This is a genomic window from Pseudomonas neuropathica (assembly GCF_051174785.1).
GTDB lineage: Bacteria > Pseudomonadota > Gammaproteobacteria > Pseudomonadales > Pseudomonadaceae > Aquipseudomonas > Aquipseudomonas neuropathica_A.
The window spans coordinates 2,874,273-2,897,033 of the sequence record NZ_CP195111.1 but is presented as its reverse complement, the minus strand read 5'-3'; the positions used below and the strand labels follow the sequence as shown (position 1 = coordinate 2,897,033).

Annotated in this window: 21 protein-coding genes; 12 read left to right on the top strand and 9 right to left on the bottom strand. The window is 57.8% G+C overall.

The window, feature by feature from the left end; genetic code table 11:
* The first annotated feature begins 116 nt into the window (after positions 1–116).
* The gene (locus ACRRSD_RS13155) at positions 117–566 is read left to right on the top strand and encodes a c-type cytochrome (protein WP_116028377.1); all 450 of its coding nucleotides are present in this window, start codon (positions 117–119) and stop codon (positions 564–566) included.
* A 78-nt stretch (positions 567–644) separates the two neighbouring features.
* Here the strand turns inward: ACRRSD_RS13155 and ACRRSD_RS13150 are convergent, their stop codons facing one another.
* The 4 genes from ACRRSD_RS13150 to ACRRSD_RS13135 all read right to left on the bottom strand — a co-directional run bounded on the left by ACRRSD_RS13150 (position 645) and on the right by ACRRSD_RS13135 (position 5,279).
* A complete protein-coding gene (locus ACRRSD_RS13150; RefSeq protein WP_435038303.1) occupies positions 645–1,040 on the bottom strand; it encodes a DUF1090 domain-containing protein in 396 nt (131 codons plus the stop codon).
* Between the two features lie 97 nt (positions 1,041–1,137).
* Positions 1,138–2,814: an NAD-dependent DNA ligase LigB gene (ligB, locus tag ACRRSD_RS13145; RefSeq protein WP_435038302.1), complete on the bottom strand. Its 1,677-nt coding sequence runs from the start codon at positions 2,812–2,814 to the stop codon at positions 1,138–1,140.
* Positions 2,815–3,074: 260 nt separating this feature from the next.
* Positions 3,075–4,265 (bottom strand): methionine adenosyltransferase, encoded by a 1,191-nt coding sequence (gene metK, locus ACRRSD_RS13140; RefSeq protein ID WP_034153622.1) that lies wholly within the window; start codon positions 4,263–4,265, stop codon positions 3,075–3,077.
* Between the two features lie 18 nt (positions 4,266–4,283).
* Positions 4,284–5,279: an ArsR/SmtB family transcription factor gene (locus ACRRSD_RS13135; RefSeq protein ID WP_435038301.1), complete on the bottom strand. Its 996-nt coding sequence runs from the start codon at positions 5,277–5,279 to the stop codon at positions 4,284–4,286.
* A 259-nt stretch (positions 5,280–5,538) separates the two neighbouring features.
* Between ACRRSD_RS13135 and tkt the strand changes: the two genes are divergently transcribed.
* The 6 genes from tkt to fba all read left to right on the top strand — a co-directional run bounded on the left by tkt (position 5,539) and on the right by fba (position 11,878).
* Complete coding sequence (tkt, locus tag ACRRSD_RS13130) at positions 5,539–7,536, top strand: transketolase (RefSeq protein ID WP_093429867.1); 1,998 nt, start codon at positions 5,539–5,541, stop codon at positions 7,534–7,536.
* Positions 7,537–7,686: 150 nt separating this feature from the next.
* Positions 7,687–8,739 (top strand): erythrose-4-phosphate dehydrogenase, encoded by a 1,053-nt coding sequence (gene epd / locus ACRRSD_RS13125; protein ID WP_435038300.1) that lies wholly within the window; start codon positions 7,687–7,689, stop codon positions 8,737–8,739.
* A gap of 12 nt (positions 8,740–8,751) precedes the next feature.
* Positions 8,752–9,915 (top strand): phosphoglycerate kinase, encoded by a 1,164-nt coding sequence (locus tag ACRRSD_RS13120; RefSeq protein WP_435038299.1) that lies wholly within the window; start codon positions 8,752–8,754, stop codon positions 9,913–9,915.
* A 34-nt stretch (positions 9,916–9,949) separates the two neighbouring features.
* Entirely contained in the window at positions 9,950–10,171 is a 222-nt protein-coding gene (locus ACRRSD_RS13115; RefSeq protein ID WP_007913756.1) for a hypothetical protein, read from the top strand.
* Between the two features lie 57 nt (positions 10,172–10,228).
* A complete protein-coding gene (locus ACRRSD_RS13110; protein WP_083353737.1) occupies positions 10,229–10,561 on the top strand; it encodes an MliC family protein in 333 nt (110 codons plus the stop codon).
* A 252-nt stretch (positions 10,562–10,813) separates the two neighbouring features.
* Positions 10,814–11,878 (top strand): class II fructose-bisphosphate aldolase, encoded by a 1,065-nt coding sequence (gene fba, locus ACRRSD_RS13105; protein ID WP_008081027.1) that lies wholly within the window; start codon positions 10,814–10,816, stop codon positions 11,876–11,878.
* A gap of 216 nt (positions 11,879–12,094) precedes the next feature.
* On the opposite strand, the gene ACRRSD_RS13100 is transcribed toward fba, so the two are convergent.
* Both ACRRSD_RS13100 and ACRRSD_RS13095 read right to left on the bottom strand, forming a co-directional pair.
* Positions 12,095–12,442, bottom strand: coding sequence for a hypothetical protein (locus tag ACRRSD_RS13100; protein WP_435038298.1), 348 nt, complete (start codon positions 12,440–12,442; stop codon positions 12,095–12,097).
* 486 nt (positions 12,443–12,928) lie between these two features.
* Positions 12,929–13,291 carry a DUF6124 family protein gene (locus tag ACRRSD_RS13095; protein WP_435038297.1) on the bottom strand — a complete coding sequence of 121 codons (363 nt, stop codon included), beginning with the start codon at positions 13,289–13,291 and terminating at the stop codon, positions 12,929–12,931.
* Between the two features lie 810 nt (positions 13,292–14,101).
* Between ACRRSD_RS13095 and ACRRSD_RS13090 the strand changes: the two genes are divergently transcribed.
* A complete protein-coding gene (locus ACRRSD_RS13090) occupies positions 14,102–14,512 on the top strand; it encodes a hypothetical protein (protein ID WP_435038296.1) in 411 nt (136 codons plus the stop codon).
* A gap of 144 nt (positions 14,513–14,656) precedes the next feature.
* Here the strand turns inward: ACRRSD_RS13090 and ACRRSD_RS13085 are convergent, their stop codons facing one another.
* Positions 14,657–15,325 (bottom strand): polysaccharide lyase family 7 protein, encoded by a 669-nt coding sequence (locus ACRRSD_RS13085; protein WP_122604384.1) that lies wholly within the window; start codon positions 15,323–15,325, stop codon positions 14,657–14,659.
* Positions 15,326–15,646: 321 nt separating this feature from the next.
* On the opposite strand from ACRRSD_RS13085, the gene ACRRSD_RS13080 reads away from it, so the two are divergent.
* From ACRRSD_RS13080 to ACRRSD_RS13070, 3 genes are read left to right on the top strand one after another with little or no spacing between them, the layout of a single operon-like run.
* Positions 15,647–17,770, top strand: a complete 2,124-nt coding sequence (locus tag ACRRSD_RS13080; protein WP_435038295.1) for a putative bifunctional diguanylate cyclase/phosphodiesterase — start codon at positions 15,647–15,649, stop codon at positions 17,768–17,770.
* A gap of 44 nt (positions 17,771–17,814) precedes the next feature.
* On the top strand, positions 17,815–18,309 hold the full coding sequence (locus ACRRSD_RS13075; RefSeq protein WP_435038294.1) for a M48 metallopeptidase family protein: 495 nt from the start codon (positions 17,815–17,817) through the stop codon (positions 18,307–18,309).
* Between the two features lie 24 nt (positions 18,310–18,333).
* Positions 18,334–18,630, top strand: a complete 297-nt coding sequence (locus tag ACRRSD_RS13070; protein WP_007913779.1) for a winged helix-turn-helix domain-containing protein — start codon at positions 18,334–18,336, stop codon at positions 18,628–18,630.
* Between the two features lie 183 nt (positions 18,631–18,813).
* Here ACRRSD_RS13070 and ACRRSD_RS13065 read toward each other — a convergent pair whose 3' ends face one another.
* On the bottom strand, positions 18,814–19,266 hold the full coding sequence (locus ACRRSD_RS13065) for a GNAT family N-acetyltransferase (RefSeq protein WP_099757392.1): 453 nt from the start codon (positions 19,264–19,266) through the stop codon (positions 18,814–18,816).
* A 255-nt stretch (positions 19,267–19,521) separates the two neighbouring features.
* Here ACRRSD_RS13065 and ACRRSD_RS13060 point away from each other — a divergent pair, with 255 nt between their 5' ends.
* On the top strand, positions 19,522–20,259 hold the full coding sequence (locus ACRRSD_RS13060; RefSeq protein WP_435038293.1) for a substrate-binding periplasmic protein: 738 nt from the start codon (positions 19,522–19,524) through the stop codon (positions 20,257–20,259).
* Positions 20,260–20,380: 121 nt separating this feature from the next.
* Here the strand turns inward: ACRRSD_RS13060 and yccS are convergent, their stop codons facing one another.
* The gene (gene yccS / locus ACRRSD_RS13055) at positions 20,381–22,573 is read right to left on the bottom strand and encodes a YccS family putative transporter (protein ID WP_422610281.1); all 2,193 of its coding nucleotides are present in this window, start codon (positions 22,571–22,573) and stop codon (positions 20,381–20,383) included.
* Positions 22,574–22,761: the final 188 nt, after the last annotated feature.

Sequence of the window (22,761 nt, the reverse complement as noted above, 5' to 3'; positions counted from 1 at the left end):
GTGCCGGTTGCCCGTGTGCTCCATGCGCTCTGGCAACCCGTATTTTTAATAGGGCTATTGGTGTTTGGTGGTGACGCGAGGATACTGGCCGCCGAATTCCGTGACCTGAAGCCACCATGACTCTTAAACGCATTGCTGTTGTATTGCTGGCCTGTCTGACCTTGTCCGCCTGTGGCGGTGTCGATCCGAATTCTCCGTTGGGCCAGCGCAAGGCCATTTTCAAACAGATGCTCAAGACCGGCGAAGATCTGGGTGGCATGCTGCGTGGGCGCATTCCGTTCGACGGGCCGAAGTTCGCCGAGGGCGCGGTCAAACTCGATGCGTTGTCCCATGAACCCTGGAAGCATTTTCCGCAGGTTCGCGAAGAAGATCACACCAGCGCCAAGGATGATGTTTGGCAGAAACAGGCACAGTTTCAGGAAATGGCCCGCACCCTTGAAGCCGCCACCGGTGAGTTGGTGATTGCCAGCCAGGTTCAGCCGTACAAGGCCAGCAATCTCGGGCCTGCGGTGCAGAAAGTTGAAGATGCCTGCAGCGCTTGCCATAAACAGTTTCGCGATCATTGATATTTAAAAGATCGCAGCAAGCGTCAGCTCCTGCATTGATCAGGGTAGGAGCTGCCGCAGGCTGCGATCTTTTGATTTTTACTTGTCGATTTCGTCCAGCGCGTCTTGCAGTTCTTTGCGCGATTCGGCGAGTTTGTCTTTGCGCTTGTTGATCTTCTCCGGGTCGCCTTTCTTCATCGCCTTGTCTAGGTCAGCCTGACGCTGGCTCACTTCGTGTTTGGCTTCGAGCACCTTGTTTTCGCGTTCTTTCTTCAGACCGGCGTCGGTGCAGTGCTCGGTCACTTCACGCAAGGCCGTTTCCAGGCCTGCCTGCTGATCGGCGTTGCCGCGCGACTTGGCCTGTTCGATCTGGTTCATGATGCCCTGCTTCTTGGCGGCGCAACCGGTCAGGCCCGGGGCGTCTTCGTCGGCCATGACGGGGTTGGCCATTACGCCGCAAAGGGTCAGCATGGCAAGCGGTGCAAGAAATTTCATAAAAGCTCCATGTGCAAAGGCAATCAGGTCGGGGCGGCACTGCGCTGTTGGAGCGCCTCGGTGGTGGTTGGGTTCCCGGGTTAACGGGATTGCTTGCTCAGAAACCGTCGATACCGGCGGTACGCAGGGTGTCGCTCAAGGCTAGCACCTGCGGGTCGCGGAAGAAGGCGCTCAATTGCGCTGCGCGACCGGGCCCGATACCGGGTTCTGCCTGCCATTGTTCGGTGTCACGTTGTGCCAGCGCCTGCCATGAATCGGGGAGTCGTGCCTCACCGGTTGGCGGTAAGCCCAGGGCCTTCAGCCACTGAGCGAAGGGCCGTTGGCGGGCGCTGTGAAAACTGTTCATCAGGCGTTCGCTGCTGCGCTCGCCGAAGCCGGCAATGTTAGCAAGCTCTGGCGCGTCGAGGGTCAACCAATCCAGCAGGTTATTCACACGGCCTGTTTCGAAAAGTTTCTCCCAGGTACCGCGACCGACATGTTGCATCGCCAGTCCTTGTTTGCCACTGAGCCAGGTCAAGCGGGCGAGAAACTGGCTTTCGCAGCCGGGCGTGGGTTGCCAGCAGCTCAAGTTGTGGAAATCGTCGGCGTTGGGGATATTGATATCTGCCCGTTCGGTAGCGCGCAGCACAACGCTGTCGAGCCGTGGAATGGTCAGACCGGCGAGGCTGACTGCGACCTGATCACCGGGGCGAATATCCAGCGCTTGCCAGCGCTTCAACGAACTGGCGCTGACGCGTTTGATCTCCCGATCATCGAGCATGACGGGGATCAGCTCGATCACCGGGGTGATGCGACCGGTGCGCCCGATTTTGAAGTTGACCTTGCGGACTTCAGCCAATGCCTGAGCAAACGGGTATTTCCAGGCAACTGCCCAGTAGGGTGAGCGCGCCTGCCAGCGTTCTGCAGGTGGGCGCAGACGCTGGCGCAAAACCACGCCGTCAGTGGCAAACGGCAGAGGTGAGCGATACCAGTGATCGCGCCATTTCTGCGCCTCCGCCAAGTCGGCAACGGGATGGCTATACGGCTCAATCGTGGCGAAACCCAGGGTCGTCAGTCCGGATACTCGCTCGGGCAAGTCCAAAGGTCCTTGTGGCCAGTCCCAAACGAACAGCCCGATGCCGGAGGCTTGTTCTGCGCTCAGGGATTTGCGGCTCATCAATCCGGCCACGGTGGCGCGGGCGTTAATGCTGCCGGATCGAGCTTGCACATGCTGGTTCAGCCGCCAGTAAAGTTCACCCTGCACCAGTAAATCCAGTGGTTGTGACAGGCGTTGAGGGATAGCGCCGATCTTCCGCGCTGATGGCGTCCAGTCTTTCCCGCGAACCCCGTCACCGCGACTGATGGCCTGATGCAAAACGCCTGCGCGGTAAATCAGCGTCACCGCGACGCCGTCGACTTTGGGTTGTACCCAGACATCCTGGCGGTCGCGCAGCCATGTCTCCACGGCGGCTGCTTCGTGCAACTTGTCCAGGCCGGTGTGGGCAATGGGGTGTGCGATTGAGCCTGAGGCAGTACGCAGTGGCGCGGGCGTGGATGGCAGATTAAAGCAGTGTTGCCATTCGCTTAAGCGCAGGCGTGACTGATCGTAGAGTTCGTCGGCAATCAGTGAGCGGCCTTCGCGGTGGTAGGCGTCGTCCCATTGGGTGATCTGGTTTTGCAGGGTAGTGATTTCGCGTTGGGCTTGGGGCGCAGGCCAGTTCGGGCAGGTGGCTTGGGCGCTGAACGTTGCAGACATCAGCAGGAAAATAAATATCAGGCGCAGCGTGGCAAGCATCGTGAGCGTCCTTGCTCAAGGGGAGTGTTTGAAGGTTAGGTGAAGATATTTACTCTGCCGGGTGGGTGTTTTACCGCTTGTTTCTTTGCAGGGAAAACAGCCCCTCACCCTAACCCTCTCCCGGGGGGAGAGGGGACTGACCGAGTGGTTTGTTGGATATGCATCGACCTGAACGTTATGAGTTGAACTCCGGATTTCAGACATGAAAAAGCCCCGCACGGCGCGAACCGTGCGGGGCTTTTTGTACCGCCGAGGAAGTCTTACAGGCCAGCAGCAGAACGCAGGGCGTCGGCGCGGTCGGTTTTTTCCCAGGTGAACGTGGTGAAGGTGTCTTCGCCAACGGTCTTGGTCTCTGGCGCGCGACCGAAGTGGCCGTACGCTGCAGTTTCCTGGTACATCGGGTGCAGCAGATCGAGCATGGTGGTGATCGCGTATGGACGCAGGTCGAACACTTCACGCACCAGTTTGATGATCTTGTCATCGCTGATCTTGCCGGTGCCGAAGGTGTTCAGCGAGATCGAGGTAGGCTGAGCCACACCAATCGCGTAGGAAACCTGAATCTCGCAACGCTCGGCCAGGCCGGCAGCGACGATGTTCTTGGCAACGTAACGGCCAGCGTACGCAGCCGAACGGTCAACCTTCGATGGATCTTTACCGGAGAACGCGCCGCCGCCGTGACGGGCCATGCCGCCGTAGCTGTCGACGATGATCTTGCGACCGGTCAGACCGCAGTCACCTACCGGGCCGCCAATGATGAACTGGCCGGTCGGGTTGATGTGGAACTGGGTGTCTTTGCTCAGCAGTTCGGCAGGCAGTACGTGCTTGACGATCAGCTCCATCACGCCTTCGCGCAGGTCTTTGTACGAGACTTCAGGGTTGTGCTGGGTCGACAGAACAACCGCGTCGATTCCGACAACCTTGCCGCCTTCGTAACGGCACGTCACTTGCGACTTGGCGTCTGGACGCAGCCAAGGCAGCAGACCCGATTTACGGGCTTCGGCCTGGCGCTGCACCAGCTGGTGCGAGAAGGTGATCGGGGCTGGCATCAAAACGTCGGTTTCGTTGCTGGCGTAACCGAACATCAGGCCCTGGTCGCCGGCGCCCTGATCTTCAGGCTTGGCACGGTCAACACCCTGGTTGATGTCTGGGGACTGCTTGCCGATGATGTTCATCACGCCGCAAGTCGCGCCGTCGAAGCCGACTTCGGAGCTGGTGTAGCCGATGTCGCAAATCACGTCACGAACGATCTGCTCCAGGTCGACCCAGGCGCTGGTGGTCACTTCACCGGCAACGATGGCCACACCGGTCTTGACCAGAGTTTCCACAGCAACGCGTGCGTGTTTGTCCTGGGCAATAATGGCGTCCAGCACCGCATCGGAAATCTGGTCGGCGATTTTGTCCGGATGTCCTTCGGACACGGACTCGGAGGTGAAGAGGGAGTATTCGCTCATCTCGATGTTTTCCTGAATTTACCGATGGTGAGTGTCGCCAGCCGGTCGCTGAAAATGGCGGACCTGGATCTGGAAACCATTACGTAAGCCTACATAGAGGCTTTCCCCGGGAACGAGTCCCGCAGCGGTGGCCCAACGGGCCAAATCGTCCTGTTCAAACCCCAACCACAGATCACCGCAGGCCTCCCTGGCCCAACTCTGGTTGTGGCTACATAACTCTGTCACGAGCAGGCTACCGCCCGGTTGCAGCAGGTCGGCCATGTGCCTGAGCGCATCGGCCGGCGCGGCGAAATGGTGCAACACCATGTTCAACACTACGCAATTGGCCGTAAGGCTGGTGCCGTTCAATGCATCGGCCAATTGCAGGCTGACGTTAGCCAGCTGTTCACGTTCACATACCTGACGCGCCAGTTCGAGCATCGCCGGGCTGTTGTCCAGCGCGGTTACGGTGCCGAAGCGGCGGGCCAGTTCCGGCAGAAAAGCACCATCGCCGGGGCCGACTTCAATGGCCGTGGCCGCACCATTGAAGTTCAGTTTGTCGAGCAGGGCCAGCACGCTTTCGCGGTACTGCGGCAGGCCTGCGATCAAGTCTTGCTGGGCACGGAATTTCTCCGCGACCCTTGCGAAAAAGTCCTGGCTGGCAGCAGCGCGTTGGCTGTGAACCTGTTCAATACGCGCTTGCACATCGTCAGGCAGCGTCAGGTTGTCGACTTCTTCTAACAATGCCGCGTGCAGCTTGCCGCCCAACAATTCGGTGTGGGGCAGGGCACGGCGATAGAAAATCGCATTGCCTTCGCGGCGCGTCGCCACCAGATCAGCCTGGGCCAGCACCTTGAGGTGATGACTCATGCCGGACTGGCCAATGCCGAAAATCTGCGCCAGCTCCAGTACGCCGAACGAATCGTTGGCCAGCGCGCGCAGTACATTCAGCCGCAGCGGATCACCGCCGGCCTTGCACAGGGCCGCCAGCTCGTCGCAATCGTCATGGCGAATGGAAGGCACGCGTAAGTTCATAGGGCTGGCAGTCTAGAGAGGGGGGCAAATCATCGCAAGGTCAATATCAAAAAGTTTTGATATTGCTCGATAAATGGCACTTCTCAGGAGACGGTTAACTCTACAAACGAGTAGCGGAAAGGTTTCACCAACAGAAAGCGCCGCTATCCATTGGAAAAACGCCCCCCGATGACTATCTGTCATTGCCCCGAGGCGCCCCGGTGAGGGAAAATGCCCTCCTTTTTTCCGTTTCGACTTACCAGAACCCAGGAGATCAGCGATGCCTAGCCGTCGTGAGCGTGCCAACGCCATTCGTGCCCTCAGCATGGATGCCGTGCAAAAAGCCAACAGCGGCCATCCCGGTGCCCCTATGGGTATGGCAGATATCGCCGAAGTGCTTTGGCGCGACTACCTCAAGCACAACCCGAGCAATCCATCGTTCGCCGACCGTGACCGCTTCGTGCTGTCCAACGGCCACGGCTCGATGTTGATCTACTCGCTGCTGCACCTGACCGGTTACGACCTGTCGATCGAAGACCTCAAGCAGTTCCGTCAACTGCACAGCCGCACCCCGGGCCACCCGGAATTCGGTTACACCCCAGGCGTTGAAACCACCACCGGCCCGCTGGGTCAGGGTCTGGCCAACGCCGTCGGTTTCGCTCTGGCAGAAAAAGTCCTGGCGGCGCAGTTCAACCGTCCAAACCACAACATCGTTGACCACCACACCTACGTGTTTCTGGGTGATGGCTGCATGATGGAAGGCATTTCCCACGAAGTCGCTTCGCTGGCCGGTACGCTGGGTCTGGGCAAGCTGATTGCTTTCTACGATGACAACGGCATCTCCATCGACGGCGAAGTCGAAGGCTGGTTCACCGATGACACCCCGAAGCGTTTTGAAGCCTACAACTGGCAAGTGATCCGCAACGTTGACGGTCACGATCCGGAAGAGATCAAGACTGCCATCGAAACCGCGCGCAAGAGCCCGCTGCCGACGCTGATCTGCTGCAAGACCACCATCGGTTTCGGTTCGCCGAACAAGCAGGGTAAAGAAGACTGCCACGGCGCTCCACTGGGTGACGCAGAAATCGCCCTGACCCGTCAGGCGCTGAACTGGAACCACGGTCCGTTCGAAATCCCGGCCGACATCTATGCCGAGTGGGATGCCAAGGAAAAAGGTCGCGCGGCCGAAGCCGAGTGGGATCAGCGTTTCGCTGCTTACTCCGCTGCGTTCCCGACCGAAGCCAACGAACTGGTGCGTCGCCTGAGCGGTGAGCTGCCGGCTGACTTCTCCGAAAAAGCCTCGGCCTACATCGCTGAAGTCGCGGCCAAAGGCGAAACCATCGCCAGCCGTAAAGCCAGCCAGAACACCCTGAACGCGTTCGGCCCGTTGCTGCCGGAACTGCTCGGCGGCTCCGCTGACCTGGCCGGTTCCAACCTGACCCTGTGGAAAGGTTGCAAAGGCGTCAGCGCTGAAGATGCCAGCGGCAACTACATGTACTACGGCGTGCGCGAATTCGGCATGACCGCAATCATGAACGGCGTGACCCTGCACGGCGGTCTGGTGCCTTACGGCGCGACCTTCCTGATGTTCATGGAATATGCGCGCAACGCCGTGCGCATGTCGGCGCTGATGAAGAAGCAAGTGATCCACGTCTACACCCACGACTCCATCGGTCTGGGCGAAGACGGCCCGACGCACCAGCCGATCGAGCAACTGACCAGCCTGCGTACCACGCCGAACCTCGACACCTGGCGTCCAGCCGATGCCGTTGAATCGGCGGTGGCCTGGAAAAACGCTCTGGAGCGTAAGGACGGCCCTTCGGCGCTGATCTTCTCGCGTCAGAACCTGCAGCACCAGGAACGCGATGCCGGCCAGATTGCCGACATCAGCCGTGGCGGTTACGTGCTGAAGGACTGCGCAGGCGAGCCTGAGCTGATCCTGATCGCCACGGGTTCGGAAGTCGGTCTGGCGGTTCAGGCCTTCGACAAACTGACCGAGCAAGGTCGCAAGGTGCGTGTGGTTTCCATGCCGTGCACCAGCGTGTTCGATGCTCAGGACGCCGGCTACAAGCAAGCCGTGCTGCCGTTGCAGGTCAGCGCACGTATCGCGATCGAAGCGGCTCACGCCGACTTCTGGTTCAAGTACGTGGGTCTGGAAGGTCGCGTGATCGGCATGACCACTTACGGCGAATCGGCTCCGGCTTCGGCACTGTTCGAAGAGTTCGGCTTCACCCTGGAAAACATCCTGGGTCAGGCTGAAGAGTTGCTGGAAGACTGATCCAGAAAAGATGTTGCCTGAGCTGACGCCTTCGCGAGCAGGCTCGCTCCCACATTGGAATGCGTTTCCCTGTGGGAGCGAGCCTGCTCGCGAAAGCGTTGGTTCGGGCAACATCGCACTGCCTGATTCACCACGGTAATCGAGAACCCCATGCCTCAACCGCGTCCTTACAAAGTTGCACTAAACGGCTACGGCCGGATTGGTCGTTGCGTCTTGCGTGCGTTGTTTGAGCGAGGCGAGAAAGCCGGGTTTGAAATTGTCGCGATCAACGATCTGGCGGACATGGCCAGCATCGAATACCTGACACGCTTCGACTCCACCCACGGCCGCTTCCCGGGCGAGGTGCGAGTAGAAGACGATTGTCTGCATATTAATGGCGACTGCGTGAAGGTCCTGCGCAGTGCCACCCCCGAAGGCATCGATTGGGCGTCACTCGGCGTCGATCTGGTGCTCGAATGCTCCGGTGCCTATAACACCCGTGCCGACGGCCAGCGCTTTCTCGACGCCGGCGCGCCACGCGTGTTGTTCTCGCAGCCGATGGCCAGCGAGGCGGATGTCGACGCCACTATCGTTTACGGCGTCAATCAGGACTGCCTGACCGGCGACGAACTGCTGGTCTCCAATGCTTCCTGCACCACCAACTGCGGCGTGCCGTTGTTGCGCCTGCTCGACAAGGCCATCGGCCTCGATTACGTGTCGATCACCACCATTCACTCGGCGATGAACGACCAGCCAGTGATCGACGCCTATCACCACGAAGATCTGCGCCGCACCCGTTCGGCGTTCCAGTCGGTGATCCCGGTGTCCACTGGTCTGGCGCGTGGTATCGAGCGCCTGCTGCCGGAACTTGCCGGGCGAATTCAGGCCAAAGCCGTACGCGTGCCGACGGTCAACGTGTCCTGCCTCGACATCACGATGCAGACCGCCACCGCGACTGACGCCAATGAGGTCAACCGGATCCTGCGCGAAGCCGCCACCAATGGCCCGCTCAAAGGCTTGCTCGCCTACACCGAGCTGCCGCACGCCAGTTGTGATTTCAACCATGACCCACATTCGGCCATCGTCGATGCCAGTCAGACCCGTGTTTCCGGCCCCAAACTGGTGAACATCCTGGCCTGGTTCGACAACGAGTGGGGTTTTGCCAACCGAATGCTGGACGTTGCAGAACACTATCTGCAAACAGCAACTTCAAAAAAACCGTAGGAAGTGCGACCCATGACCGTGTTGAAGATGTCCGACCTCGATCTGCAAGGTAAGCGCGTATTGATCCGCGAAGACCTCAACGTCCCAGTCAAGGACGGTGTTGTCACCAGCGATGCGCGTATCCTGGCTTCGCTGCCGACCATCAAGCTGGCCCTGGAAAAAGGCGCGGCCGTGATGGTCTGCTCGCACCTTGGCCGTCCGACCGAAGGCGAGTTCTCTGCCGAGAACAGCCTCAAGCCAGTCGCTGAATACCTGAGCAAGGCGCTGGGCCGCGAAGTGCCGCTGGTGGCTGATTACCTGGGCGGCGTTGACGTCAAGGCCGGCGACATCGTGCTGTTCGAAAACGTGCGCTTCAACAAAGGCGAGAAAAAGAACGCTGACGAACTGGCCCAGCAATACGCGGCCCTGTGCGACGTGTTCGTGATGGACGCCTTCGGCACCGCACACCGCGCTGAAGGTTCGACCCACGGCGTCGCCAAGTTCGCCAAAGTCGCTGCCGCAGGTCCGCTGCTGGCCGCTGAACTGGACGCACTGGGCAAAGCCCTCGGCGCACCGGCTCAGCCAATGGCGGCTATTGTTGCCGGCTCCAAGGTGTCGACCAAACTCGACGTGCTGAACAGCCTGAGCCAGGTCTGCGATCAACTGATCGTCGGTGGCGGCATCGCCAACACTTTCCTCGCTGCGGCCGGTCACCCGGTTGGCAAGTCGCTGTACGAACCGGATCTGCTCGACACCGCGCGCGCCATTGCTGCGAAAGTCAGCGTGCCATTGCCGGTTGACGTAGTGGTTGCCAAGGAATTCGCTGAAACTGCTGAAGCCACCGTCAAGCTGATCGCTGACGTTGCTGCCGACGACATGATTCTGGACATCGGCCCGCAAACCGCAGCCAATTTCGCCGAACTGCTGAAATCGTCGAAAACCATTCTGTGGAACGGTCCGGTCGGCGTGTTTGAATTCGACCAGTTCGGCAACGGCACCAAAGTGCTGGCCCAGGCCATCGCTGAAAGCTCGGCATTCTCGATTGCTGGCGGTGGCGACACTCTGGCTGCGATCGATAAATATGGCGTGGCTGAGCAAATCTCCTACATTTCCACCGGCGGTGGCGCGTTCCTCGAATTCGTCGAGGGCAAAGTGCTGCCAGCCGTTGAAGTCCTGGAAAGCCGGGCCAAGGCCTGAGGCCGCCCGTTTGGCCAGGCAAAGGAGTGTTTTCATGGTCAAGTCGTTAGCGCTGTTGTTGCTGACCGGTACGCTGGCGGCCTGCGGGAGTAATCCGAAGGCCGAGGCCACGCCGGCACCGAGCGAGTCGCAGAAGGGCTGTTATCAGGCCGACTGGCAGGCCGAAACCAACCCGGTGCTGAACAAGCGTTCCGGGCCGGACGGCCTGGACAAATACGAGACGCAAACCCCGGCCAAGGAACATGGTTGTCCTTGACGGGTCTGACTCTTTAACTCAGGGCTGGCGGCGTGCGCCGTCAGTCGAGGAACACGGATGAAAGGCTTGATCGCCATTGCGGCGTTGGCATTGTTGGGCGGTTGCGCGCAGTTGAACCTGTTTCAGTCGTCTGCCCCGGCGGATAACTGGACCACCTGGACCTGCGACAGCCAGGCCAAAGTGCTGTGGCGTTACGCCGACGCCGGCCAGAAGGAAGTCGATGTTCGACTGGGTGGCGGTGATCAGGTCTATCGCCTGAAAGAAGAGCCGGGCGCCTCGGGCACGCTGTACAGCGACGGCATGCTGGCGTTTCACGTCAAGGGTGACGAAGGCCTGGTGTACTGGGTCGCCACCAATGACCTGATCGGCCGCGGCTGCAAAGCGCAGTAATTGACACACCACAGTTCTAATGTGGGAGCGAGCCTGCTCGCGAAAGCGGTCTGACAGGCACTGCATCAGCGACTGCAAGATTGCTTTCGCGAGCAGGCTCGCTCCCACAGGGGTTCTGTGTAGCTCTCAGGATTTTGCTTTATCGAATCACCAGACCGGGCCTCAACCCCCGATCTGCAATCACTTGAATAGCCGCCGCCGCTCCGGCAGGCTGGCACGATTAACGACCCTCAACCGGGAGAGACACACACAATGGCACTTATCAGCATGCGCCAGATGTTGGACCACGCAGCCGAATTCGGCTACGGCGTTCCAGCTTTCAACGTCAACAACCTTGAGCAGATGCGCGCCATCATGGAAGCCGCTGACAAGACTGACTCCCCGGTGATCGTCCAGGCTTCGGCCGGCGCCCGTAAATACGCCGGCGCGCCATTCCTGCGTCACCTGATCCTGGCCGCGATCGAAGAATTCCCGCACATCCCGGTGTGCATGCACCAGGACCACGGCACCAGCCCTGATGTCTGCCAGCGCTCGATCCAACTGGGCTTCAGCTCGGTGATGATGGACGGCTCGCTGGGCGAAGACGGCAAGACCCCGACCGACTACGACTACAACGTCCGCGTTACCCAACAAACCGTGGCCATGGCTCACGCCTGCGGCGTTTCGGTAGAAGGCGAGCTGGGCTGCCTGGGTTCGCTGGAAACCGGCATGGCCGGTGAAGAAGACGGCATCGGCGCTGAAGGCGTTCTGGATCACAGCCAGATGCTGACCGACCCGGAAGAAGCCGCTGACTTCGTAAAACGCACCCAAGTCGATGCCCTGGCCATCGCCATCGGCACCAGCCACGGCGCCTACAAGTTCACCAAGCCACCAACCGGTGACGTGCTGGCGATCGACCGCATCAAGGAAATCCACAAGCGCATCCCGAACACCCACCTAGTGATGCACGGTTCGTCCTCGGTGCCACAAGAGTGGCTGGCGATCATCAACCAGTACGGCGGCGACATCAAAGAAACCTACGGCGTACCGGTTGAAGAAATCGTCGAAGGCATCAAGCACGGCGTGCGCAAGGTCAACATCGACACCGACCTGCGCCTGGCCTCCACCGGTGCGATGCGCCGCCTGATGGCCACCAACCCGAGCGAATTCGACCCGCGTAAATTCTTCGGCGCGACTGTGACTGCGATGCGTGATGTGTGTATCGCTCGCTATGAGGCGTTCGGTACTGCCGGTAATGCATCGAAGATCAAACCGATCTCGCTGGAAGCGATGTATCAGCGTTATCTGAAGGGTGAGTTGAACGCTAAGGTTAACTAAGCCTGAGCGTTAGACTGCTTTAAAAGAAACCCGCCGTGAGGCGGGTTTTTTGTGGGCGATTTTGTCGCCTGACGAAGTCATCTAAAAGTAAGAGCAACCCATAATGCTTCGAAGATTAAGCCGATCTCGCTGGAGGCTATATATCAGCGTTATCTGAAGGGGTCAGCTGAGTGTAAGGTTAACTGGTTCATCCTGTTTCATAGGTAATGAAGGATATCAGCCTTTTGTGAATTTGATTCCATAGGTCTGGCCTACATTCGGCCCGCCTGCTTTAACGGTAACTGTACCTTCCAAGTAACTATCGGTTCCATCAGATGATTTCATGGCAATAGTCAGAGAGCTTGGGCCATGGTTGAGCTCATCTCTATTTTTTGCATCTGATTTCGCTTGAAGAGTAAAAGACCTGGTGGGCTTTGTGTAGGTGCCGGTGACGACGAAATCAAGTCCGCAATAGTCCATGTAACCTTTGTTTATATTGCCATTTTGCTGGCCTAGATCGTCAAATCTGAGTGTGGCGGCATGTTCCTCGCTGGAGTTAAATACGAAGCCATTGTAAGTTTTCATGATGTTTACCTTCTGTGTGTTCAAGTATTAAATTCAAATAGGTTGTCTCGTATTACGTCGATGAGATTAGGCGAGAAGTTGTTGCAGGTAACCTGTAATAAATGACAGGTTTTAATATTTTTTCGCTATAAGGGTTCTCGTTTTTTAATAAAATAAGGGAGTGGCAAAAGGAGATAATGTCAAATTGGCCGGATTTTTTTGATTAAGATCTCGGTGAAATCGCAAAAAAAGGGGGCGGATTTATTTATCAAGATTCCGTCCCCTTTATTCGCTTGTATCGTGTCAGTCCTTCTAGATCGGCAAGCTGCGCCTGCGTCAGGCCCCGATTTATACGTTTTACACGTAATTAAATGCCGAGACGGGTGATTAAAAGAGAGTAATCCATGTTGCGCTACCGTCACATTTTGATGTCGATGTTGCCTATGCGGAACATTTAATCTATTTGGCTCAAGAAGCCCGCGGTGAGGCGGGCTTTTTTGTGGACGACTATTCCTTCAGTTCAACGTGATCCAGCGCCTGATTTACCGCCAATTCAACGAGCATGACGACCTGCGCGATGCCCAGCGCAGTCTTGCGGTGTGAGGTGTCGAGCATGGCGGCGAAGTTGTTGAGCATTTCGCTGGCTGAACCCAGGGTTTCGCTGGCGTTGGCCAGCAGGGATTCGGTGTTGTACTTCGGGTTGGCGAGGTACATGGGTTCGGGTTTATGCGTGCAGGCCATGATGAAGGCGGAAGGTTTGAGGTAATGGTCGAGGGCGCGCTCGGCGGCGTCGTTGAGTTTTTTTGAGTCGAGGGATTCGTAAGGGGATGCGGGATCTGTTTCTGGCGGGTGTGGCGTTGATTTTGTCATTTGCTCGAAACCTGATTGGAGTGCCCCCGCTTTGGCTACTAAATCAAAGTGGAGGCAACTGTACGCAGGTTAGTAGACCGGGGTTTCGAGCAAGCCGGCGCACCCGAAGGTGCCCTGCGCACAGCTACCATCAAGCGCAGGTATGGAAATACCTGACTGACAGATGCTTGTGCACAACGCTTGAAACCTCGGGCTACTAAACCCGATCACTGGAAATCAGTGACGCGAATCAAGTTACCGATGGCCCGCCAGGCGCACAAGCCGGCGGATTCTGGGGTAATGGTAGGCAACGACGCAAGCTGTTGTAGGCATCCGGAAGTAACCGCCGACAGATCTAAACAGCGCTGTTTAAAGGCTGGATGTAAAAGCGGCTCAACCGAGCATCCTGCGCTTCAACCGACCGAATAACCCACCGTAAAGCGGTGCCTCCGCACTTGAATGAGCCCAGCTAATTGACTGGGCAGAGGCTTCTCTTTCAAGTGATAACCGATCAAGGCATGTCGCCCGTCGCATGAGCGCGGATTGAACTGAGTGTCGGATCATTTCTCAAGCAGTCCATTTCTCCCTGCCAGCTGCCTTTTGCGTCGGTGTTGTCGGTCATCAACCAAACCTCTGTGTAGGTACTGCCTCGGGGGCAATAAGAGCGAATACTCAGCTCTTATAGATTTTTTGGTTGTTTCTACCTGTTATCTACTATTGAAATGGTTTTTGATTTCTAAAAGCTCTAACAACCTGTCAGAAGTTACAGTTGGAAAGGGGAGGGTGTTTTCTTACTGTGGCGCTTCAATTGATTTTTGGAGTGAATAAGGTATGAGCTCGATCAAAGCGGAAGACTTGGATAAAATTCCAGAGATGGGTGATTTTGGAGTGGTAAACGTTACGCTGGACGTTGGGAACGGCCCGATTACCTATGAAAGCCGACCAAACAGACAAGCTTATGATGACTATTTTTATTTTAAAGCGCAGGGACGGGTATCTGAACGTCACTACTTCGTGATGCTGCGATTTGATCGAACGATGCGTGAAGGTGAGTACGACATTATCTTCAATCTAGACAAAATCGTAGCTCGCACGGATTTCCCGGGTCAGGGAGAGGTCGATTATCGTGATGGAAAATTGATTTTGACAAAAAACGGCGATTATCCAGAAGGGAGCTTTCTTTTTACGAAGCCGGGAGTAAAGGTTGAAGGGGAATTCAAGTTCAAAGGAGAAAAGGGCTAGTTGTTTTTGCTCTATGTCGTCGATTGGTTATTTTTTATAGTCTGTTGTGGATAAATAATAAATCAGGTGGCGAAGAGTTTGTCTTTTTCGCCACCTGCATTTATTCGATGATTTAAAAAACTTAATATATTTTTTGCGTGGTTACTACTTGTCGTGATCTATATCCAGTTTGCTGAACGTCACCTGCCCACCCTCACTCGTATACCCGGTGTTGTCCTGCACATAAACCCCTGCCTTGAAGTACAACGGCTTGTTCCGCCACGTCGCACTGATCTGTGAATCCCACTGATATCCCGCCGCACTCACACCCAACGCGCCGCCGGGGCTGAGGTGGATAAGGTAGTTGAATTCGCGATCCAGTTTGATCCCGGTCGCCAGGGTGATGACGCGGCTTTCGTCGTCATCCGGATGCATGCGCACCTTGATCACCAGGTTGCCGGTTTCAGTTTTGGTCTTGTACTGGTATTCGAGTTTGACCATCGGCTTCTGGCTTTCATAAGCGTGAATCTGGCCAATGACGATCTTGCCGGAACTCGGCACTTTGTTAACCGTGAGGGTCGCGCGCAGCAGGTTATCGGCGTCCGGGTAGTACCAGTTGCGCAGGGTGCCGTTGCTGTAGGTTTCGCGCAGTTCGGTGCGCGGATAAATGGCGTTTTCGGTTTTTGACCCGGTAACCGGTGACCAGAAGAACAAGGTACCGGTATCGGAATGGAAGTATTGATCCTTGAAGCCGTTCACCAGTTTTTCGGTTTCGACGGTGTAGGGCGGACTGCCAACGGGAACGCTGAGGTTCCAGGTTGCGAGATCGATCATAACGGTGCTTCCACTCAGTTCATCCTGAACGCGGGTACCAGAAGCTCTAGCCCGCGCCTTTTGGGGCGGCCTTTATAAGCGTAGAGGGATTTTTTGTTAATGCCCGTTTGGCAGATGATTGACGTCAACATCCTGTCGAAATGCCATCTCTGCCGGTTTCCGGGGGCTTCAGCGTTGACCGTTAGTCGGCAAATTCACGCTTTGGTTAAATGATGGCCTGAGGACAGCTTCTGCTTTCTTGGATCCAGTACTAGAGTGAAGGCTCAGTATGAGTGCGGTTTTTACCGGCAACCGACCAAAAGTCCCGACAAGAGAAGCAGCATGGAATGCGCGCAACCCCCGCCAGGTGAAGGCAGCTCTGTCCTTTTGATCGTTGATGATTACCCTGAAAATCTGATCAGCATGCGCGCGTTGCTGCAGCGCCAGGATTGGCACGTCCTCACCGCAGCCTCCGGTTTCGAAGCGCTCAATATTCTGCTCTCCCATGACGTCGACCTGGTGCTGCTGGACGTGCAGATGCCGGGCATGGACGGCTTTGAAGTGGCGCGGCTGATGCGTGGCAGTCAACGCACGCGCCTGACGCCGATTATCTTTCTGACAGCCAACGAGCAATCCCAGGACGCCGTGATCAAGGGCTATGCCAGTGGTGCGGTGGATTACCTGTTCAAGCCGTTCGACCCGCAGATCCTCAAACCCAAGGTGCAGGCGTTGCTGGAACACCAGCGTAATCGCCGCGCCTTGCAGCGTCTGAGTCATGATCTGGAAGTGGCGCGCGCCTTCAATGCTTCAGTGCTGGATAACGCTGCCGAGGGAATATTGGTGGTGGGCGAGGACGGTTTGATCCGCTTTGCCAACCCGGCGATTTCACGCTTGTTGAATGCGCCGGTGAAAGAGCTGGAAGGTAAGGAATTTCTCGATTATCTACAGAAGCCGCACATTCCGGTGTGGGCCGATTCCGAGTTTTATGCCGGCTATCAGCGCGGCGAAACCCTGAGACTGCACGATGCCTTGCTGCGTACGGCACCCGGCCAGCAGGTGCCGGTGGCCCTGTCCTGTGCGGCGTTGCCCGCCGAGCAACACGCGATGGTGGTGACCGTGCTGGACATGTCGGTGGTGCGTCACTTGCACCAGCAGCTCGAATTCCAAGCGGTGACCGATCCACTGACCGGTTTGCTCAACCGTCGTGGGTTTTACCAGACCGTTGAAAATCTGCTGCTGCGCGGCGAGCGCAGTGATAGCAGTTGGGTCTTGCTGTATCTGGATCTCGATGGCTTCAAACGGGTCAACGATTCGCTAGGCCACGATGCTGGTGATCGCGTGCTGCGCTGGGTCTCCGAGCAACTGAAGGCGTGCCTGCGACCGTTCGACATTCTCGCGCGCATGGGCGGCGATGAATTCACCGCGCTGCTGGATCTGGAGTTTCCCGAGCAAGCGGCAAAGATTGCCGAAAAGCTCATCGAGCGGGTGTCGATCTGTCAGCAGATCGAAGGGTTGGACATCGCCCTCGGCGCCAGTATCGGCATCGCCACTTATCCGGATTGCGGCTCCAACCTCGACGGATTGCTGCGCGCCTCCGACATCGCCATGTACGAAGCCAAGCGCGCCGGGCGTCAACAATATCGTTTCTATGATCATGAAATGAATGGCCGGGCGCGCTCGCGGTTGATGCTCGAGGAGAGCGTGCGTGCCGCCATCGAAAATCGCGATTTTAATCTGGTCTATCAGCCGCAAGTGGCCATCGACAGCGGCCAGATCCGTGGCTTTGAAGCGTTGTTGCGCTGGCAGCACCCGAGCGTTGGCGATGTGCCGCCGGGGTTGTTCTTGCCGCTGCTGGAAGAGGCGCGGTTGATCAGTCGCCTCGGCAGCTGGATTTATCATCGCGGCGCCGGCCAGCGCAAAGCCTGGGAAACCCTGTTTGCCGAAGATCTGGTGCTGGGCGTGAGTTTGAGCAACACCCAGTTCAGTCTGCCGAATTTGGTCACCGAGTTGCGTCAGGTGATGGAGCGACATTCCTTGCAACCCCGGCAGCTGGAGGTCGAAGTCACTGAAGAAGCGTTGATGCAAAACCCCGATGAAACCCGCAAACAGTTGCGTTTGCTGCGCAATCTCGGTGTGCGCGTGGCGCTGGATGACTTCGGTTCCGGGCCGTGTTCGCTGGCGCATCTGCGTGATCTGGAACTCGATACCCTAAAACTTGATCGCCATCTCATCGCGCGATTGCCGGACTCCAAACGGGATGCCTCGCTGGTCAGCACAGTCATCAGTCTGTGCAAGCAATACGGTTTGCTGGTGATCGCCGAAGGGGTGGAAACCGTCGAGCAATACCAATGGCTGCAAGCTCACGGCTGCGAATATGTGCAGGGCTTCCTCGTCGCGCGGCCATTGATCGCCGAGGACGCCGCAAGCTTCGCCGAACCGTTTGACTGGAGCGCGCTGCCCAGTTGAATTCGCTACACTGGCGGACCTTTTTCGAACCGTGTCGCCCTTCCATGACTGTGTTGAAGTACCTCCAGGCCTATCCCGCGCAATTGCAGGACCAGGTGCGCCAACTGATCGCCGAAGGGCGACTTAGCGAATATCTGAATCAACGCTATTCGGGGCGCCACGATGTGCAGAGCGACAAGGCCTTGTACAGCTACGCGCTGGACCTGAAACAGGAATACCTGCGCAACGCGCCAGCCATCGATAAGGTGCTGTTCGACAATCGCCTCGATCTGACCCACCGCGCACTGGGTCTGCACACCACGGTGTCGCGGGTGCAGGGCGGCAAGCTCAAGGCCAAGAAAGAGATTCGTATCGCCTCGTTGTTCAAGGACGCCGCGCCGGACTTTCTGAAGATGATCGTCGTGCATGAACTGGCGCATTTCAAAGAGTCGGATCACAACAAGGCGTTCTACAAATTGTGTGAGCACATGCTGCCGGGGTATCACCAGGTCGAGTTCGATCTGCGCGTTTACCTGACGTGGCGGGATATGCAGGCTTAACAGTACGCAACCAGGAAGGTGTGGATGGACGTCAGCAAGACCAAAAGCAGTTTCTACCGCCGCTTGTATGTGGCGTACCTGATCGACAGCGGTCTGGCGCCGAGTGTGCCGACGCTGACCGAAGTGACCGGCATGCCCCGGCGCACGGCGCAGGACACGATTGCCGCGTTGGCGGATCTGGATATCGTTTGTGAGTTCGAGCAGGAAGAGGGCGCGCGCAACCATGCGGGGCGCTATCGGATTCGCGAGTGGGGGGCGATAGATCGCGGGTGGATCGAGCGTAATTTGCGGCAGATCAAGGCAGTGCTTGAGTATCCCTAAATGCCCTCACCCCAGCCCTCTCCCGGAGGGAGAGGGGGCCGATTGGGGGATATTGGAGAAGTACGCCGACCTGGAAGTGTTGGTGTGAATCCATAATCGACGCGGTTTTGCAGGTCGATGTCCGACGCACGACAACTCGGTCAGTCACCTCTCCCTCTGGGAGAGGGCTAGGGTGAGGGTTGTTCAGGAGCGACGCATGCCAATGTGTGGAATGTCATCCTCCAGATACTCCTCACCCGCCACCACAAACCCATACTTGCCGTAATACCCCTGCAAATGCGCCTGCGCTGACAGATAGATCGGCACCTGCGGCCAATGCTTCTCGGCCTGTTTCAACGCCTGTTCCATCATTTCGTGGCCCAGCCCTTTGCCGCGACCCTGCGGTGCGGTAATCACCCGGCCGATCACCACGTCGCCGCCCTGGGATTCCGGATCCAGCAGGCGCAAGTAAGCCATCAACTGGTCATCTTCCCAACCCATCAGGTGATAGGTATCACCTTCCAGATCCTGACCGTCGAGGTCCGGATAGGCGCATTTCTGTTCGACCACGAACACGTCCGAGCGCAGCTTCAACAGCGCGTACAGCTGTTCCTTGCCCAGATCACTGTGATGTTTGCAGACCCATTCGATTGTCATTTGCCGATTCCTTGAACGTGTCGCCCGATACTAAGCGCCTGCGGCAAAGATGTCTTTATGGCGTAAGAGTCTGTGACAAAGGTCAAAATGCCATCATTCCTTTCTCGCAGCCTTGCCGACTTTGTGTAATCTGCTGGAGAGCCCTGTGCACTGGCTGCAATGAGCTAATGTTAGGGCCTGGGTTTTGCCGGTAAGGGGCCTTGGGGTTTTGGCTGAAAACATGCCGGGCAACTTGCCCGCTAAGGATTTTCAAGCATGCCGCGTTTGCATCGAGCCTTTGCTTTGATCGGATTGCTCTTGCTGGCTCAGACCGCTGCAGCGGAGAAACTGCGGCTGGTGTTTGATATCTGGCCACCCTTTACCGACGACACGCTGGTCAACGGCGGACTGGCCACCGACATCGTCAGCACCGCGCTGGCCCGGGCCGGTTATGCCAGCGGTTATGAGCAGGTGCCGTGGGCGCGGGCGCTGCTTGGCGTCGGCGAAGGCCGTTACGACGTATTGGTCAACGCTTGGTATAACGACGAACGGACCAAGCTCGGTCAGTTTTCCGGGGAATACCTGCTCAATCGCATCCGCTTTCTCAAGCGCAAAGACACGCCACTCGAGTATTCAAATCTGCAGCAACTGCACACCTATCCGATCGCTGTGGTGCGCGGTTACGCCTATTCGGCGCCGTTCGATGCCGACACGGCGTTGCAGAAAGTCCCTGTGCATAACTTCGCCATGGCCGTGCGAATGCTGGCGGCAGATCGGGTCAAGCTGACGCTGGAGGATGAGTACGTGGCCAAGTATTACCTGGCGCGGGAATCCGCCAAGGTGCGCAATTCGGTGGAGTTTTTGCCCAAGCCGTTGAGTGAGAACAGCCTGCACATTCTGGTGAGCCTGAAGAATCCGCAGCATGAGCAGATTGTTGCCGGGTTTGACAAGGCGATTGCGGCGATGAAGGCGGATGGGAGTTATGACAAGTTGCTTAGGCAGCATGGGATGTGAGTTCTGATCCTGAATTTGCTGGGTGTCTGATGGCCTCTTCGCGAGCAGGCTCGCTCCCAAATGGGGTCTGTGTCGTGCATAAATCCAGTATGGGAGCGAGCCTGCTCGCGAAGACCTCCTGTCAGCCAGCGCCAACCTCGCTGGTGTCCTTGATCAGATGCGCCGCCAACGTCCGCAACGGCCCCAACTGTCGGCAGATCAATGCCAGTTGCGTCTGCACCAGCCGCTGCCCTTCATCAATCTCGTCAGGCATCTGTTCCAGCTCATTGGCCAGCGCTTCTTCCTCGTCACTCTGAATCGCCACCGGCTGCTTGTTCGCCAGCCCTTGGGCGATTTCATCAATACTCGTCGCCAGTTTCACCCCGGCGCCATCAATCAAATGCTCGCGAACATCTGCCGGCAACTGCGTCTCGCGATGTGCGCCCAGCCCTGACAGATAACTCAACAGCGTGTGCGACAGCACCAGAAAGCGGAAGCCGACATCCGCTTCCTTACGGAAATGCCCCGGCTCCATGAGCATGTTTGCCAGTGTCGTCGACAGCGCGGCATCGGCGTTGTGCGCGTTGCGTCGGGCCAGACGATAGGCGAGGTCGTCACTCTTGCCGGCGGCGTATTGCTGCATGATCTGGCGCAGGTAGATGCTGTTGCAGGTCAGGGTGTTGGCCAGCACTTTGTTCAGGCGTCGGCCCTGCCAGTCCGGCAGGAACAGGAACACCGTCAGGCCGGCAATCAGGCTGCCCAGCAAGGTATCGAACAACCGTGGCAGGAACAGCCCGTAACCGTCACCGACCTGGTTGAAGCAGAACAGCACCATGATGGTGATCGCCGCCGTCGCCAGGGTGTAGCGGGTGGTGCGGTTGGTAAAGAACACCACGCCGGCGGCGATCGCAAAACACGACTGCACCAACGGGCTCGGGAACAGATCGAACAGCGCCCAGGCCACCGTCAGGCCGATGGCGGTGCCGAAAATCCGCTGACCGAGCTTGCGCCGGGTCGCGCCGTAGTTCGGCTGGCAGACGAACAGCGTGGTAAGGATGATCCAGTAACCCTGCGACGGGTGAATCAAGTGCACCATGCCGTAGCCGATACTCAGCGCCAATGGCAGGCGCAGGGCATGGCGGAACAGTAGAGAGGTCGGCGTCAGTTGCGTGCGCAGACGAATCCAGACGTCCTTGAGATTGCGCGGCGAACGGTCGAGCAGGCTGCTGTCGGTCGCATCGGCCAAAGCATCGGGATTGCTCGCGTCACTGAGCAAACGGTCGAGGGTGCCGAGGTTGGCCGCCAGTGCGCGCAGCGAACGCAAGAGTCCGCGCCACGCCGGGTTGCTCTGGATGCGCAGGTGTTCAAGGGACGCGTCGAGGTCGCTCAGGGCTTCGGCGAAACTCGCGTCGTAGATGAACGGCTGGCGCATCTGGATCGACTCGGCCAGCGCACGGCAGGCCTTGCCTTGCTGGCGCAGCAGACGCTGGCAGCGGAACAGCACGTCACTGTGGAAGAACGCTTCGGCCAGCGCGTTATACGGATAGTGCGAGGAGCTGGCGCGTTCGTGGATGTCCTGAGCGAGGAAATACAGCTTCAGGTAGCGGCTGACTTTCGATCCGGGGCGGCCATTGCCGACGCGGTGCAGGATGATTTCCTTGGCACTGTTCAGCGCCGCCACCACACGACCGTTTTGCTGGGCCAGTTCCAAGCGTCGGGCCTCGACGTCCATCTGCCGGATCGGCTCGAACAGCGATGATTTCAGCTTCAGGTAAAAACCCAGTTCGCGGAATAACCGCGCCAGACTCTGCTGCACCGGCTGGTTGGAGAACAGCGCCTGCCACACCACCGAGAGCAAGCCGTACCACGCTGCACCGGCCACCAGCAGCATCGGTTCATGCCAGAAATCGGTGACCGCGCCACCGCGTTGATCGACGCCGATCATCGTGTACACCGACAAAATCAACGTCGCCGAGGCAATCGCGCCATAACGCTCGCCGAGCGCCCCGAGCATGGTCAGGCCAAAACTGGCCAGCGCCAATGCAATGGCAAAGACGATCGGGTAGGGGAAGAGCAATTCCACCGAAAGCGCGGCGATGCTGAAACACACCAGCGTCACGGCGAGGGCGTTGAGGCGGCCCTGCCAACTGTCGTCGGTTTCGGCCAGGGCGCTGGCGATAATCCCCAGGAACAACGGGATCAGCAGGCCCATTTCATCCTGATACCAACACAGCGCCATGCTGCCGGTCAGGGCGATGAACACCCGCACGCTGTAGCTGAATTTATCCAGCGCCCACAGGCGCCGCAAAGACTGACGAAACGAGGTCGAGGACATGAAGTGCGAAGGCCTTCCGAGGCGATGCCGCTAAATTGAGCCAGTAATGACGCCGACGCAATGGCGCCGATCACATCTGACAGCAAAAAGTGTTCCTTTTACTTACACCACAAACCACTGTGGGAGCGAGCTTGCTCGCGAATGCGATGTATCAGTCACCACAATGTTGACTGAAAGACCGCTTTCGC

Excerpts from the sequence above, each read along its gene's own strand:
- ACRRSD_RS13155 (WP_116028377.1), top strand. The coding sequence starts at position 117 with ATGACTCTTAAACGCATTGCTGTTGTATTGCTGGCCTGTCTGACCTTG.
- ACRRSD_RS13150 (WP_435038303.1), bottom strand. The coding sequence starts at position 1,040 with ATGAAATTTCTTGCACCGCTTGCCATGCTGACCCTTTGCGGCGTAATG.
- ligB (WP_435038302.1), bottom strand. The coding sequence starts at position 2,814 with ATGCTTGCCACGCTGCGCCTGATATTTATTTTCCTGCTGATGTCTGCA.
- metK (WP_034153622.1), bottom strand. The coding sequence starts at position 4,265 with ATGAGCGAATACTCCCTCTTCACCTCCGAGTCCGTGTCCGAAGGACAT.
- ACRRSD_RS13135 (WP_435038301.1), bottom strand. The coding sequence starts at position 5,279 with ATGAACTTACGCGTGCCTTCCATTCGCCATGACGATTGCGACGAGCTG.
- tkt (WP_093429867.1), top strand. The coding sequence starts at position 5,539 with ATGCCTAGCCGTCGTGAGCGTGCCAACGCCATTCGTGCCCTCAGCATG.
- epd (WP_435038300.1), top strand. The coding sequence starts at position 7,687 with ATGCCTCAACCGCGTCCTTACAAAGTTGCACTAAACGGCTACGGCCGG.
- ACRRSD_RS13120 (WP_435038299.1), top strand. The coding sequence starts at position 8,752 with ATGACCGTGTTGAAGATGTCCGACCTCGATCTGCAAGGTAAGCGCGTA.
- ACRRSD_RS13115 (WP_007913756.1), top strand. The coding sequence starts at position 9,950 with ATGGTCAAGTCGTTAGCGCTGTTGTTGCTGACCGGTACGCTGGCGGCC.
- ACRRSD_RS13110 (WP_083353737.1), top strand. The coding sequence starts at position 10,229 with ATGAAAGGCTTGATCGCCATTGCGGCGTTGGCATTGTTGGGCGGTTGC.
- fba (WP_008081027.1), top strand. The coding sequence starts at position 10,814 with ATGGCACTTATCAGCATGCGCCAGATGTTGGACCACGCAGCCGAATTC.
- ACRRSD_RS13100 (WP_435038298.1), bottom strand. The coding sequence starts at position 12,442 with ATGAAAACTTACAATGGCTTCGTATTTAACTCCAGCGAGGAACATGCC.
- ACRRSD_RS13095 (WP_435038297.1), bottom strand. The coding sequence starts at position 13,291 with ATGACAAAATCAACGCCACACCCGCCAGAAACAGATCCCGCATCCCCT.
- ACRRSD_RS13090 (WP_435038296.1), top strand. The coding sequence starts at position 14,102 with ATGAGCTCGATCAAAGCGGAAGACTTGGATAAAATTCCAGAGATGGGT.
- ACRRSD_RS13085 (WP_122604384.1), bottom strand. The coding sequence starts at position 15,325 with ATGATCGATCTCGCAACCTGGAACCTCAGCGTTCCCGTTGGCAGTCCG.
- ACRRSD_RS13080 (WP_435038295.1), top strand. The coding sequence starts at position 15,647 with ATGGAATGCGCGCAACCCCCGCCAGGTGAAGGCAGCTCTGTCCTTTTG.
- ACRRSD_RS13075 (WP_435038294.1), top strand. The coding sequence starts at position 17,815 with ATGACTGTGTTGAAGTACCTCCAGGCCTATCCCGCGCAATTGCAGGAC.
- ACRRSD_RS13070 (WP_007913779.1), top strand. The coding sequence starts at position 18,334 with ATGGACGTCAGCAAGACCAAAAGCAGTTTCTACCGCCGCTTGTATGTG.
- ACRRSD_RS13065 (WP_099757392.1), bottom strand. The coding sequence starts at position 19,266 with ATGACAATCGAATGGGTCTGCAAACATCACAGTGATCTGGGCAAGGAA.
- ACRRSD_RS13060 (WP_435038293.1), top strand. The coding sequence starts at position 19,522 with ATGCCGCGTTTGCATCGAGCCTTTGCTTTGATCGGATTGCTCTTGCTG.
- yccS (WP_422610281.1), bottom strand. The coding sequence starts at position 22,573 with ATGTCCTCGACCTCGTTTCGTCAGTCTTTGCGGCGCCTGTGGGCGCTG.